This window comes from Actinoplanes sp. NPDC021490, assembly GCF_055562135.1.
In genome coordinates this window covers 41,803-54,779 of sequence record NZ_JBVHFW010000015.1, presented here as the reverse complement: position 1 = coordinate 54,779, position 12,977 = coordinate 41,803, and the positions used below count along the sequence as shown (strand labels likewise).

The window sequence follows — 12,977 nt, the reverse complement described above, 5'->3', positions numbered from 1 at the left end:
GCGGTGAACCCCGGGCCCTGACGAGAGGAAACGATCAGCCGCGGCGCCACTTCTGGTTGGCTCCGCCGGTGCACTCCCAGAGGACCAGCACGGCGCCCTCGTTGGCGTTCCAGGCGTCGATGTCGACGCACTTGTTGGCCTGCGGGTTGACCAGGTCGCCGGCCGCCGACAGGACGAACTGCTGAGCCGGGTTACCGCTGCAGGTGACGATCTGGATGGCCGCGCCGTTGGCCGTGGAGCCCCAGGCCACGTCGAGGCACTTGTTGTTCGAGGTCTGCAGGGTGCCGTTCACGAAGTTCCACTTCTGCGCGGCCGTGTTGTTGCAGTTCCACATCTGCACCCGTACGCCGTCCGCGAAGTTGCCGTTGGGCACGTCCAGGCACTTGTTGTTGAGGCTGCTGATCACCGACGAACCCGACGAGCCGCCGCCCGTGGTGGTCAGCGACAGGCCGTACACCTGGAGGATCTCGTTGACCGGCTGGAACCACATGGTGCCGCCGCTCGAGCAGTTGCCGGTGCCGCCGGAGGTGACGCCCTGGGCCTGGTTGCCCGAGATCCACGAGCCGCCGGAGTCGCCGGGCTCGGCGCACGCGTTGCTGCGGGACAGGCCCGAGACCGAGCCCTGCGCGTAGACAATCGTCTCGTCCCGGCCGAGCAGGGTGCCGCAGCGCCAGCCCGTCGTGCGGCCGGAGCGGCAGATCGAGCTGCCGATCGCCGCGTCCTGCGAGCCGGCCACGGTCACGTTGCCGCCCGCATAGTTGTTGACCCACGGCTGCGGGGTCCAGTTGCCGTTCGTACGGACCCAGGCGTAGTCGTTGCCCGGGAACGAGGAGCCGGCGAAGTTGCCCTGGGCCACGTTGTTGTTGCCGAGGGTCGGGCTGCCGGTGCCGCCGCAGTGACCGGCCGTGACGAAGCCGCCCGCGACCGAGAAGCCGACCGAGCAGAGCGTGTTGCCGTTGATCACGTACTGGTCGCCGCCGCGGATGTCGTACATGGCGCGGGGCTGCTCGGCCGAGGTGACGACCGTGACCGCGCCGGCGCCCGAGGCGAACGAGCGCGCGGCTTCCGTGGACCCGGGCGCGGCCATCACGACGACCCGGTTGTTGGGGGTGTCGACGTACCAGCCGCGTACGACGGAAGCCTTGGCCGTTTTGGCCTTTTTGTCGAGCCGGGCCCGGGTGGCCGCGAGGTCGGCGGCGCTGGACGCGACGAGCCGGGCGTCGGCTCCCTCGGCCCGTACGGAATCAGCGGCCGCGGACGACGTGACCGCAACCGTCAGCCGGGAGGCCCCGGAGGGGATCCACGCTCCCGCGAAGGTGGAGCCCAGCTTGGCCCGGAGCCGCTTCTCGATCGCGGGCGCCGCCGCCTCGGTGCGCAGCCGGGCCTCGATCTGGGTGTCGTTGAGCTTGAGGTCCTGGCGCATCGCGCTGAGCATGCCCGGATCGATGTCCACGGCGGAGGAGGCCGAGGGTGCCGGGGCCGGGGCGGCCTGAGCTGCGGGCAGAGGGCTGAGGGTGGCCGCGGTGACCGTGGCCGCGGCTATCGCCAGCAGGCGTGAACTTGGGCGCATGGGGATCCTTTCGGAGCGCCGGGGAAATCGGGGATAGATCGGAGGCTGTCTATGGATGACAACGCTGTCAAGAAACACGAAGGAAACTTGCCCGAATGAACCACGTGTGCTCGGTCGCCTGCCCTCGCCGATCCGGCGCCGGACGTGCAAGGCTGTTCTCTTGAACTGAGAGAACGGGCGGTAATCCGGCATGGGCATGGTCAAGATCGTTGGGCTCGTGCTGCACCCGCGACGCGACTGCGGATCGGCGATCGACGCGATCGTGAACTGGGCCGAGCGGCGCGACGTCACCGTGCTGGGTCTGCACGACGAGATCGACCGCATCGACTGCGAGGCCGTGGCGGTCACCCCGGAAGAGATGGCCGAGCGGGCCGGGCTGCTGGTCAGCCTGGGTGGCGACGGCACGATGCTGCGCACGATGCGGCTGGTCGAGGGCCGCAAGACGCCGGTGCTGGGCGTCAACGTCGGTCGCCTGGGCTTCCTGGCCGAGGTCGACCTGCCCGATCTTCCCGACGCGCTCACCGCGATCGACGAGCACAAATTCACCATCGAGTCCCGTACGGCGGTCCGGACCGTTCTGCCCGACGGCAAGGAGGTCTCGGCCTTCAACGACATCGCCATGGTGCGCGTGCCGGGCGACGGGCTGGCCGCGATCGGCATCAGCGTCGAGGGCAAGAACTTCGTCAGCTACGCGGCCGACGCGGTCATCGTCGCCACCCCCACCGGCTCGACGGCGTACAGCTTCTCGGCCGGCGGCCCGATCGTCTCGCCCCGGGTCGAGGGCCTGATCGTCACCGCCTCGGCCGCGCATTCCTCGTTCAACCGCCCGCTGATGCTGGCCCTGCAGGAGCAGCTCGACCTCGACGTGCTGCCCACCAGCGGCCGGCTGGCGATCGAGGTCGACGGCATCATCGAGGGGTACGCCGCACCGGGCGACAAGCTGTCGATCGAGCCGATCCCGTCCGCGGCCCAGGTCATCCGCCTCGGCAGCACCAGCTTCTACGAGCGGGCCCGCCGCAAGCTGCGCGTCGAGGGCAGCGCCCAGGTCGGCGTGCCCAACGCGGCCGACGCCGTGGTGGTCGACGCCTTCGAGCGGCGCCGCTACGAGCTGCTGCTCGGCGGTGAGGTCGCCGGCGTGCTGCACTACCGCCGCCACGGCGACCGGATCGAGCTGTTGCACACCGAGATCGAGCAGTCGTTCTCGGGCCGGGGCCTGGCCGGGCGGCTCGCCTCGGCCGCGCTCGACGATGCCCGCGGCCGCGGCACCCCGGTCGTCCCGTCCTGTCCCTTCGTCACCGGATATCTGGACCGCCACCCCGAATACGCCGACCTGCTGGCCACCCCAACTGCGGATAGCTGAGGTAACTGCCATGGGCCACCCCGCGATCCTGACCGTCGACGACGACCCCGCGGTCTCCCGGGCGATCGCCCGCGACCTGCGCCGCCGTTACGGCGACCAGTACCGCATCCTGCGCGCCTCGTCGGCCTCCGAGGCTCTCGACGCCCTCAAGGAACTCAAGCTGCGCGGCGGCCGAGTGGCCGTCATGCTCGCCGACTACCGGATGCCGCAGACCAACGGCATCGAATTCCTGGAGCAGGCGATGGACCTGTTCCCCAACGCGCGGCGGGCCCTGCTGACGGCGTACGCCGACACCGACGCCGCCATCCAGGCCATCAACGTCGTCGACGTCGACCATTACCTGCTCAAGCCGTGGGACCCGCCGGAGGAGAAGCTCTATCCGGTGATCGACGCGCTGCTCGACGCCTGGCAGGCCACCGGCGACCGCGAGATGGAGGACATCCGCGTCGTCGGGCACCGCTGGAGCGAGCCGTCCTACGAGATCCGCGACTTCCTGGCCCGCAACCTCGTTCCCTACAAGTGGCTCGGCGCCGACGAGTCCGAGGGCCGGCGCCTGCTCGAGGCGGCCGGGGTCGGGCCCGAGTCGATCCCGCTGGTGGTCACGGCGGACGGGCGCACCCTGGCCCAGCCGTCCACGACCGAGGTGGCCGAGGCGGTCGGGCTGTCGACCGCACCGGGCCGCGACTTCTACGACCTGATCATCGTGGGTGGCGGGCCGGCCGGGCTCGGCGCCGCGGTCTACGGCGCCTCCGAAGGCCTGCGGACGCTGCTGGTCGAGCGGCGCGCGGTCGGCGGCCAGGCCGGGCAGAGCTCGCGCATCGAAAACTATCTGGGCTTTCCCGACGGCATCTCCGGCGCCCAGCTCACCGATCGCGCGCGACGGCAGGCCGGCAAGTTCTCGGCCGAGGTGCTGACCACGCGCGACGTGACGGGCCTGCGGCAGGACGGCTCGGCCCGCACGCTCAGCTTCGCCGACGGCGGCGAGATCTCGGCGCACTCGATCGTGCTGGCCACCGGGGTGGCGTACCGGCCGCTGGTGGCCGACGGCGTCGCCGAGCTCACCGGCTCCGGGGTCTACTACGGCTCGGCGTCCACCGAGGGCCCGTCCTGCGCCGGCACCGACGTCTACATCGTGGGCGGCGCGAACTCGGCCGGGCAGGCGGCGCTGTTCTTCTCCCGGTACGCGAATTCGGTCACGCTGCTGGTGCGGGGCGACTCGCTCGAGGCGTCGATGTCGTACTACCTCATCCAGCAGCTCAACAAGATCGACAACATCAAGGTCCGGACCCGGTGCGAGGTGATCGGCGCCCAGGGCGACGGGCACCTGCAGGCGATAACCATCTGCGACAGCAAAGAGGGCCAGTCCACCACCGTCGAGTGCGGCTACCTGTTCGTCTTCATCGGCGCGGAACCGCGTACGGACTGGCTGGGAACTTCCGTGGCCCGCGACGAGAAGGGCTTCGTCTACACCGGGCCCGATCTTCTCTCAAATGGCACCCGTCCGAAGGGATGGGATCGGGAGCGGGATCCGTTCTACTTGGAGTGCAGTGTTCCCGGCATTTTCGCCGCCGGCGACGTCCGGGCCAATTCCGTCAAGCGGGTGGCCTCGGCGGTCGGCGAGGGCGCGATGGCCGTCACGCTGGTCCATCGTTACCTGGAGGCGCAGTAAGCCATGAGTGATACAGCCGATGAGGTCCGGCTCGTTCCCTGCGAACCCGGGCAGCTCAGCCCGGACGAGCTCCGCACCCTGTTCCTGTTCGAGAAGCTGACCGACGACCAGCTGACCTGGATCTCGGAGCACGGCTGCACCATGCACATGCCGGCCGGCGGCACGGTGATCCGCGAGGGCGACCCCGCCGACCAGTTCTTCGTGCTGCTCAGCGGCACCATCGAGCTCACCCGCCGGGTCGGTCAGGACGAGGTGCGGATGAACCGCACCGAGCAGCGCGGCGTCTACATGGGCGCCACCAATGCCTACCTGCGCGACGACGGCGTGCCCCGCAGCTACATGGCCTCGATGCGCGCCCTCGACGACAGCGACTTCTTCGTGCTCAGCGCGGCCGACTTCGGTGGGCTGATGCGCGACTGGTTCCCGATGGCGATCCACCTGCTCGAGGGCCTGACGCTGGGCATGCGCAACAGCCAGGCCGCGGTCAGCGAGCGGCAGCGGCTCACCGCCCTCGGCGCGCTCTCGGCCGGCCTCATGCACGAGCTCAACAACCCGGCCGCGGCGGCCTCCCGGGCCACCGCCTCGCTGCGCCAGCGCGTCGCCGGCATGCGGCACAAGCTGGCCATGCTGGCCGCCGGCAAGGTCGACCCGGAGCGCCTGGTCGCGCTGGTCGAGCTGCAGGAGGACGTGATCGAGCGGGCGGCCAAGGCCAAGCCGCTGACCGCGATGGAGACGTCCGACCGCGAGGACGAGCTCGGCGACTGGATGGACGAGCGCAACGTCACCGGCGGCTGGGACCTGGCGCCGGTCTTCGCCCAGGGCGGCCTCGACATCGAGTGCCTCACCCTGATCGAGGAGCGCGTCGGCACCCAGAAGCTGCTCGACCAGGCGATTCACTGGATCGGGTACGCGTTGGAGACCGAGCAGCTGATGACCGACATCGAGGACGCCACCAGCCGCGTGTCGTCGCTGGTGGCCGCGGCCAAGCAGTATTCGCAGATGGACCGGGCCGCGCACCAGTGGATCGACGTGCACAGCGGGCTCGACAGCACCCTCGTCATGCTCAACCACAAGATCGGCAACGGGGTCAAGGTCGTGAAGGACTACGACCGTACGCTCCCGCAGGTCCCGGCCCATCCGGCCGAGCTCAACCAGGTGTGGACCAACCTGATCGACAACGCCGTGCAAGCCATGAAGGGCGTCGGAACGCTCACGATCAAGACCTTGCACGAGGACGACCACGTGATCGTCTCGATCGGCGACACCGGTCCGGGCGTGCCCGAGGAACTCAAGAAGCGCGTCTTCGAGCCGTTCTTCACCACCAAGCCGGTGGGCGAGGGCACGGGCCTCGGCCTGGACATCTCGTACCGGATCGTGGTCAACGGCCACGGCGGCGACATCAAGCTCGACTCGCAGCCGGGCAACACGAAGTTCCTGGTGCGGCTGCCGCTGACCGAGCCGTCCTCGGCATGAGAAAGCGGGCGGGGAGATGATCCCCGCCCGCCTCCGTTCAGCTCAGAGCAACCCGCGGACGTACGCGGCCTGTCCCGCGTGCTGCGCGTCGTCGTCGTACACGCTGATCAGGCGAACGCCGAGCGTCACGGGCGGGTCCCAGTTGTCGTCGACCACCCGGTCGAGGTCGGCCTCGGTGAGACCGGCCAGCCAGGCCACCGTACGGTCGTGGACCGCCTGGTAGTAGTCGAGCAGGGCCTGCGCGCTCTCCGGCGCCACCGCCGCCACCTGGGCCGCGTCGTGCCCGTATCCGGTCTCGCTCTGATCCTCGAGACCGAACCGCGGCGCCCACTGCTTGCTCGCGTAGATCTGCTCGACGCCCATCACCTCGGCGACGTGATCGTCCTGCACCCGGGTGAGGTGCCAGACCAGCCAGCCGATCGAGTTCGCTCCCTTGGCCGGCTGCCACCGCAGCTGCTCGGGGGTGAGCCCGTGCACCGCGGCGCCCACCAGCTCGGGGAGCCGGCCGAAGGCCTCGGTCAGTACGTCCTTGGAGTCCATCCGACTACTCCACTCCGTCCGGCTGGATCTGCTGATCCTGCGAGCCGCCGTTCTGCTGCGTCGTGCCGTCCTGCTGCTGCTGCTCGTCCGCGGGCGCCTCGGTGGGCGTCGTTCCCGTGTCCGTGCCGTCGGTCTGGACCGGCTCGGGCGACTCGGCGGGCGCGGTCGCCGGCGCCGTCGTGTCGGTCGGCGTGGGCGTCCCGGTCGGTTCGCCAGTCGGTTCCCCGGTCGGCTCGCCCGTCGGTTCGGTCGACGCCGACTCCGAGGGAGCGGGCTTCTTGTCGGATCCGTTGTCGCCCTTGAACGCCGACCCCAGCGTCGTGCTGGAGCTGGTGCGGTGCCCGACCGCGTCCGCCATCGAGCGTTGGGCGATCAGCTCGAATGCCGTGAGACTGCCCATGGCCAGCACGAACAGCGCTCCGGCGACGGCGGCGATCCGACCCCAGCGCATCTTGACCCTAGGCTTCGTCGAATCCGGCACCGGCTCGTCGGACGGCACCTCGTGCTCGGCCGCGGCGACGGGCGGGGTGCCTATGGCCGACGGCGCGGTCACGAGCGTCTTGATCTTCTCGCTGCCGCGGTGGATGAACCGTTGATAGAGCTCCGTTCCGACCGAGCCGATGAGGCTGGCCACGGCCGCGCCGATGAGCGTTCCGGCCACGCCTAGGAAGGAACCGATTACCGCGGCGGAGACCGCGGCCAGGGTTCCTGCGATGGTCTTGGGGATGTCGATGCCGGACCAGATCTTGGCCGGTGCGTGCTCGGTCATGTCCTCCTTGCCTCTGCCCTTGTGTCCCGACTGACTGTCAGGTCTTCGCCTTCTCCTTACGCCCGATCGCTAAACCCCGGCGGTCCGCCCATACCTCGCGCAGGGGACGTACGACGATCCCCTCCTCGGCCATGCGCCGCCGGGCCAGCCTGCGGGTTCGCAGGATCCCGGCCACGCCGAGAACCATGAAGACGTATTGCACCGACATGGCCACCTTGAAGTCGGTGATGTCATAGTTCGCGCCGCCGCCGGTGCGGGCGTCGAGGATCAGGCCGATCAATTCGATGGATAGTAGCGAGGCCACGAAGCCGCCGACGTTGACGACCCCGGTGGCCGTGCCCAGACGGCTCGGCGGGTTGAACGTGCGGGCGTAGTCGAAACCGATCATCGAACCCGGCCCGCCCAGGGCCAGCGCGACGATCAGCACCACCAGCACCGGCATGGGGGCGTGCCCGGGCCAGGCCAGCACCAGCCCCCACCCGGCCGCGTTGGCCGCGATCACCCCGAGCACCAGCCACGACCGGCGCAGCGGGTGCCGTTGCACGAGCACCCCGATCAGCGGACCGGTCGCCATGCCGACCAGCACGAACAGGGTGAGCAGCGCGCTCGCCGTCTCTTGAGCCAGACCCTGCCCGGCGATGAGGAACGGGAAGCCCCACATGAGCGCGAAGACGGTGCCGGTGAACTGGGTGGTGAAGTGGGTCCACAGCCCGAGCCGGGTCCCCGGATGCCGCCACGCGCCGCTCAGGTCACGCCCGAGCTGCCGCATCGTGACCGCGGGACCGTTGCTGATCCGCCCCTCCGGGCTGTCGTGCAGGGCCACGAACGCCGCGACGGCGACGAAGACCCCGGCGCCCGCGGCGGACAGGAACGCGGTGGTCCAGCCGGGCCCGGCCAGCATGGCCGCCAGCGGCACGGCCGAGAGCACCTGCCCGGCCTGCCCGGCCAGACCGGTGATCTGGGTCAGCACGGGCACTCGCTTGGCCGGGAACCACTGTGGCACCAGGCGCAGCACGCTGATGAAGGTCATCGCGTCGCCCGCGCCGACCAGGATGCGGGCCAGCACCGCGCCGCCCACGTGATCGGTGGTGGCCATGATCGCCTGACCGGCCGCCATCAGCACGCCGCCGCTGACCACCAGGCGCAGGGAGCCGAATCGGTCGAGCAGCAGCCCGACCGGCACCTGGAGGCCGGCGTAGACGAGAAGCTGCAGCACGGCGAACGAGGCCAGGGCTCCGGCTCCGATGCCGAAGCGGTGCTGCGCGTCCAGCCCGGCGACGCCGAGCGACGTGCGGTGCAGCACCGCGATGATGTACGCGGCGAGGCCGACGGCCCAGACCGCCCAGGCCCTCGCTGGGGGACGCAGGGGCACGGGGTCGCCTTTCCTTGGCATTTGTTCGCGTACGGGTTCCAGCCTTCTCCGCCCGGCCGAAGGTCACAACCGATCGCGGCCCAGACCACACGTGGGTCCGGTCACTGATCATTTACCGAGGTAGTCAAGCCTTTTCCGCGGTTCGGCGGCTTTGTGATCACCATTACGGGCCGGAACAAACCGGGCCGCGGGAGACTTGTCGCCGAATATGCGCGCTGAACTTTCCCCTGGCGAACTCCTGCCCGCAGGCCGCCGCCTCCGCATCGTCCTCGTGTTGGGTTTCCTCACCGCGCTCGGGCCGCTGACGATCGACATGTACCTGCCGTCGCTGCCGACGATCACCACTGACCTGCACTCCACCGAGGCGGCCGTCCAGCTGACGCTGACCGGCACCCTGCTCGGCCTGGCCCTCGGGCAGTTGCTGGTCGGACCGCTCTCCGACGCCGTCGGACGCCGCATGCCGCTCCTCGCCGGAGTCGGCGTGCACGTGCTGGCCTCGGTCCTCTGCGTCATCGCGCCCAACCTGGCCGTGCTCGGCACTCTTCGTGTCCTGCAGGGCCTGGGCGCCGCGGCCGCCTCCGTGGTCGCCATGGCGATCGTCCGCGACCTGTTCAGCGGGCTGGCCGCGGCCATGCTCTTCTCGCGCCTGATGCTGGTCGTCGGCGTGGCCCCGATCCTCGCGCCCACCATCGGCGGCGTGGTGCTCAACTGGACCTCGTGGCGCGGCGTCTTCGTCGTGCTGACCGTGGCCGCCATCGCGATCATGACGGCGACCGCGCTGTTCCTGCCCGAGACGCTGCCCGTCGAGCGGCGCCGCAACGGCGGTCTGAGCGGCACCCTGCGCGACTACGGGCGGTTGTTCACCGACCGGGTTTACGTGGGCCTGATCCTGGTCGCCGCGCTCGCGTTCTCGGCGCTGTTCGCGTACGTCTCCGGCTCGTCCTTCGTCTTCCAGGAGGAGTACGGCATGGACGAGCAGCAGTTCGCGTACGTCTTCGCCGGCGGCGCCGTCGGCCTGATCGGCGCCACCCAGTTCAACGTGCGCCTGCTCCGCCGCTGGCAGCCGGCCCAGATCCTGGGCGGCGCGCTGGTCGCGGGCGCGGTCTCCGGCGTCGTCCTGCTGATCTTCGCGACCACCGGCTTCGGTGGCCTGGCCGGCATCCTGATCCCGCTCTGGCTGGTGCTGGCCGCCGTCGGGCTGGCCATGCCGAACGCTCCCGCTCTCGCGCTGTCCCGCCACGGCGAGGCCGCCGGAACCGCGGCCGCCTTGCTCGGCGCGGTGCAGTTCGGCGTCGGCGCCCTGGCCGCCCCGCTGGTCGGCGTGCTCGGCAACAGCTCGATCGCCATGGCCATCGTCGTGGCCGGCGCGATGCTCGCCTCGGTGGCCGTGCTCTGGGCGGTCGTGCGGCCCTCGAGCCTGCCCGTCGAGACCGGCGAGCCCGTGATGGCCGTCGCACACTGATCGCATTCTTACCGGGGACAGTGCTCGGGCCGCTGAGGATCTAATCTTCGCCACATGCGCAGTCCGACTCAGCCCTCTGTTGACTCCGACGACATCACCGGGATCGTCCGTGACGGTCTCGGCGCTGCCGTATCCGAGGCCGCCGAGCTGAGCGGGGGCGGATTCGCCGCGGTCTGGCGGGCTTCGCTGACCGACGGGCGCGACGTGGTGGTCAAGGTCGGTCCGCCGCCGTCGGCCCGCCTTCTCGCGTACGAGGCCGGAATGCTCCCGGCCGAAGCCGAGTATTTCGCCCTGGTCCGCGGCTTGGCGCCGGTGCCCGAGGTGCTGGCGCACACCGAGAGCTGGATCATCTCGACCCTGTTGCCCGGGCGCCCACTGACCGAGGGCGACTCACCGCTGGCCCGTCAACAACTCGGCGCGGCCGTCGCCCGGGTGCACGGTCTCACCGGCCCGCACTTCGGCTACACCGGCGACCGCCCGTCCGCCCCCGGCTGGCCAGCTGCCTTCGACGCGATGATCACATCGCTGCGCGAGGACGCCGCCCACTGGAACGTGCCGCTGCCCCCGCTGGACGGCCTGGTCGCCCGCCACCGCGCCCTGCTGGCCACCGTCACCCGGCCCGCGCTGCTGTACTTCGACCTGTGGGACGGCAACGTGCTGGTCGCGCCGGACGGATCCCTGAGCGGCCTGGTCGACGGCGAACGCTACCTGTACGGCGATCCGCTGCTCGACTTCGTGTCACCCGCCCTCATGCAGCGCATCACCCCCGAACACCCGTTCGCCGCAGGCTACGGAGCCCGCGCCTTCACCCCCGACGAGCAGACGCGGCTGGCGCTCTACCGGGTCCACCTGTACGTGCTGATGCTGGCCGAGCAGCCGAGCCGCGGCATGGCCCTGACCGACGGCCGGCACGACCACGTGACCAAGCTGCTCGAGGCCGAACTGGAGACCTTGTGATCACCTGGCTGACCCCCGCCGCCGCTACGTCCCCGGCTGCCGCTCCGTCCCTGGCTGCCGCTCCCTCCCCGTCCCCGGCTGCCCTGCCCGGGTCTGCGGACTGGCTGTTCCACTCCGTGGCCGGGTTGTTCGACGAATATCGCGTCCACTACGGCTTTCCCTCCGCTCGGACGGAGACGCACGCATGGCTGACCGAGCAGGTCACCGCGGGCCGCTTCGCGGTGGCGGCGGCGCTCGACGACGACACCGTCCGCGGCTTCGTCACCACGGCCGTCCTGCCCGCGTCGCTGAGCCTGGGCACGGCCTGGCTGGTCCGCGACCTGTTCGTCCCACCCCGCGCCCGACGCCGCGGCGTGGCCCGGGCCCTGCTGGCCCACGTGGTCACCGCGGCCCGCGAGGCCGGCGCCCGCCGAGTCTCACTGCAGACCGAGACCGACAACGCCCCCGCGCTCACCCTCTACGGCGAGGTCGGCTTCCGCCCGGTCACCGGCCTCGACATGCTCAACCTGACGCTCGCCTGAGCCTCGGCCGGGCTCCACATGCTCAGCCTGACGCTCGCCTGAGCCTCGGCCGGGCTCCACATGCTCAGCCTGACGCTCGCCTGAGCCTCGGCCGGGCTCTGCACGCTCAACCTGACACTCGCCTGAGCAGCGCCTCCTCGAGCTCGGCCGGGAACGGGTCGTCGACCGGACCGCCCCGCGCGACATCCCAGGCCAGCACGTCGGCCGCGGTCTCGCTCACCGTCCGCGTCGTCAGCCCCTGAGCCCACGCCCGCTCGCCGTCAACCAGATTGGCCGCCGCCCACGCCGGATCACCGATCCACATCGGCACACCCATCCACGGGTCGACCCCCTCCTTGATCAACACCTCGCTCGGCACCCAGACCAGCTCGGCCGGCGCGCCCGCCGGACACGCCCCGATCAGCTCGCGCATCGGAACGGGCCGCCCCACGGCGTTGAACACCCCGGCCGCATCGGTCGAGACGAGCCACTGCCCCAGATCCCGTACGTCGATCAGCTGCATCGGATCATCGGGCGCCCCCGGAACCAGCACCCGTCCGCCGCGCGCAATCCGCCTCGGCCAGTGCGGAAACCGTTCCGTCGGATCGTGCGGCCCCACGATGAGGCCCGGCCGGACGATCAGGGCCCGTTCGCCGTACCCCTCGACAACCACCCGCTCGCAGCGCGCCTTCTGCCCGCCGTACGAGTCGTCGTCGAGCACCGGGGAAGCTTCGTCGGCCGGGACGCTCTGGTCGGCGTACACGGAAACCGACGAGACGAAGACGTAACGCCCCACGTTGTCGCGGAGCGCGGCCACCGATTTGCCGACCACCTCGGGCAGATAACCCGCGCAGTCGATGACGGTGTCGAAGGCGCGCCCCGCAAGCGGAGCCAGGTCGGCCGTGCGATCCCCGACCACGGTCTCCGCCTGCGGATAGAGATGCGGGGCCGTGCGGCCACGGTTGAACAGCGTCACCTCATGGCCGGCGCCCAGCGCGGCCTCGACAACAGCGCGCCCGACGAACCGGGTGCCACCAAGAACGAGCAGACGCATCGCGAGGAACCCCCTTCCCAACTCGATCGTGGAGACATGCGCCGATCGCGGCCTCGACCCTGTCGGATCCTGGCCCCGCTCGCACACGGCTTGAGCAACGAGGTTGCGAAGCGTCGTCGACCCCGTGGTGCGGCATCGCCCTCGTGCTTCGGCTCCCGTCTGTGGATCCCCGACTTTAGCCGGGTCGCAACCCGCTCCAACGGTTATCCACAGTCGAGGGTTATCCACAGGGCGACCCGCGAAGATCGCCC

General features: G+C 70.5%; 11 protein-coding genes. 6 read left to right on the top strand and 5 right to left on the bottom strand.

Going from position 1 to position 12,977, the window contains the following annotated elements; all coding sequences use genetic code 11:
* Positions 1 to 34: 34 nt before the first annotated feature.
* Complete coding sequence (locus ACZ3I4_RS32840) at positions 35 to 1,570, bottom strand: ricin-type beta-trefoil lectin domain protein (RefSeq protein WP_465385940.1); 1,536 nt, start codon at positions 1,568 to 1,570, stop codon at positions 35 to 37.
* A 196-nt stretch (positions 1,571 to 1,766) separates the two neighbouring features.
* Between ACZ3I4_RS32840 and ACZ3I4_RS32835 the strand changes: the two genes are divergently transcribed.
* The 3 genes from ACZ3I4_RS32835 to ACZ3I4_RS32825 are packed head-to-tail and all read left to right on the top strand — an operon-like array spanning position 1,767 to position 6,072.
* A complete protein-coding gene (locus ACZ3I4_RS32835; RefSeq protein WP_465385939.1) occupies positions 1,767 to 2,930 on the top strand; it encodes an N-acetyltransferase in 1,164 nt (387 codons plus the stop codon).
* Between the two features lie 10 nt (positions 2,931 to 2,940).
* Positions 2,941 to 4,599 carry an NAD(P)/FAD-dependent oxidoreductase gene (locus ACZ3I4_RS32830; RefSeq protein WP_465385938.1) on the top strand — a complete coding sequence of 553 codons (1,659 nt, stop codon included), beginning with the start codon at positions 2,941 to 2,943 and terminating at the stop codon, positions 4,597 to 4,599.
* 3 nt (positions 4,600 to 4,602) lie between these two features.
* Positions 4,603 to 6,072 carry an ATP-binding protein gene (locus ACZ3I4_RS32825; RefSeq protein ID WP_465385937.1) on the top strand — a complete coding sequence of 490 codons (1,470 nt, stop codon included), beginning with the start codon at positions 4,603 to 4,605 and terminating at the stop codon, positions 6,070 to 6,072.
* Between the two features lie 42 nt (positions 6,073 to 6,114).
* Here the strand turns inward: ACZ3I4_RS32825 and ACZ3I4_RS32820 are convergent, their stop codons facing one another.
* From ACZ3I4_RS32820 to ACZ3I4_RS32810, 3 genes are read right to left on the bottom strand one after another with little or no spacing between them, the layout of a single operon-like run.
* Positions 6,115 to 6,612: a mycothiol transferase gene (locus tag ACZ3I4_RS32820; protein WP_465385936.1), complete on the bottom strand. Its 498-nt coding sequence runs from the start codon at positions 6,610 to 6,612 to the stop codon at positions 6,115 to 6,117.
* 4 nt (positions 6,613 to 6,616) lie between these two features.
* Positions 6,617 to 7,381, bottom strand: a complete 765-nt coding sequence (locus ACZ3I4_RS32815; RefSeq protein ID WP_465385935.1) for a hypothetical protein — start codon at positions 7,379 to 7,381, stop codon at positions 6,617 to 6,619.
* A gap of 37 nt (positions 7,382 to 7,418) precedes the next feature.
* Positions 7,419 to 8,753 carry an MFS transporter gene (locus tag ACZ3I4_RS32810; protein WP_465385934.1) on the bottom strand — a complete coding sequence of 445 codons (1,335 nt, stop codon included), beginning with the start codon at positions 8,751 to 8,753 and terminating at the stop codon, positions 7,419 to 7,421.
* A 208-nt stretch (positions 8,754 to 8,961) separates the two neighbouring features.
* On the opposite strand from ACZ3I4_RS32810, the gene ACZ3I4_RS32805 reads away from it, so the two are divergent.
* From ACZ3I4_RS32805 to ACZ3I4_RS32795, 3 genes are read left to right on the top strand one after another with little or no spacing between them, the layout of a single operon-like run.
* Entirely contained in the window at positions 8,962 to 10,215 is a 1,254-nt protein-coding gene (locus tag ACZ3I4_RS32805) for a multidrug effflux MFS transporter (RefSeq protein WP_465385933.1), read from the top strand.
* 54 nt (positions 10,216 to 10,269) lie between these two features.
* Positions 10,270 to 11,172, top strand: a complete 903-nt coding sequence (locus ACZ3I4_RS32800) for a phosphotransferase (RefSeq protein WP_465385932.1) — start codon at positions 10,270 to 10,272, stop codon at positions 11,170 to 11,172.
* Positions 11,169 to 11,693, top strand: a complete 525-nt coding sequence (locus ACZ3I4_RS32795; protein WP_465385931.1) for a GNAT family N-acetyltransferase — start codon at positions 11,169 to 11,171, stop codon at positions 11,691 to 11,693. The genes ACZ3I4_RS32800 and ACZ3I4_RS32795 overlap by 4 nt, the downstream gene beginning before the upstream one ends.
* Positions 11,694 to 11,799: 106 nt before the next feature.
* Here the strand turns inward: ACZ3I4_RS32795 and ACZ3I4_RS32790 are convergent, their stop codons facing one another.
* Positions 11,800 to 12,726: an NAD-dependent epimerase/dehydratase family protein gene (locus tag ACZ3I4_RS32790; RefSeq protein ID WP_465385930.1), complete on the bottom strand. Its 927-nt coding sequence runs from the start codon at positions 12,724 to 12,726 to the stop codon at positions 11,800 to 11,802.
* Between the last annotated feature and the right edge of the window lie 251 nt (positions 12,727 to 12,977).

Bases quoted from the DNA above. Each gene is read 5' to 3' on its own strand.
- ACZ3I4_RS32840 (WP_465385940.1), bottom strand. From the start codon at position 1,570: ATGCGCCCAAGTTCACGCCTGCTGGCGATAGCCGCGGCCACGGTCACC.
- ACZ3I4_RS32835 (WP_465385939.1), top strand. From the start codon at position 1,767: ATGGTCAAGATCGTTGGGCTCGTGCTGCACCCGCGACGCGACTGCGGA.
- ACZ3I4_RS32830 (WP_465385938.1), top strand. From the start codon at position 2,941: ATGGGCCACCCCGCGATCCTGACCGTCGACGACGACCCCGCGGTCTCC.
- ACZ3I4_RS32825 (WP_465385937.1), top strand. From the start codon at position 4,603: ATGAGTGATACAGCCGATGAGGTCCGGCTCGTTCCCTGCGAACCCGGG.
- ACZ3I4_RS32820 (WP_465385936.1), bottom strand. From the start codon at position 6,612: ATGGACTCCAAGGACGTACTGACCGAGGCCTTCGGCCGGCTCCCCGAG.
- ACZ3I4_RS32815 (WP_465385935.1), bottom strand. From the start codon at position 7,381: ATGACCGAGCACGCACCGGCCAAGATCTGGTCCGGCATCGACATCCCC.
- ACZ3I4_RS32805 (WP_465385933.1), top strand. From the start codon at position 8,962: ATGCGCGCTGAACTTTCCCCTGGCGAACTCCTGCCCGCAGGCCGCCGC.
- ACZ3I4_RS32800 (WP_465385932.1), top strand. From the start codon at position 10,270: ATGCGCAGTCCGACTCAGCCCTCTGTTGACTCCGACGACATCACCGGG.
- ACZ3I4_RS32790 (WP_465385930.1), bottom strand. From the start codon at position 12,726: ATGCGTCTGCTCGTTCTTGGTGGCACCCGGTTCGTCGGGCGCGCTGTT.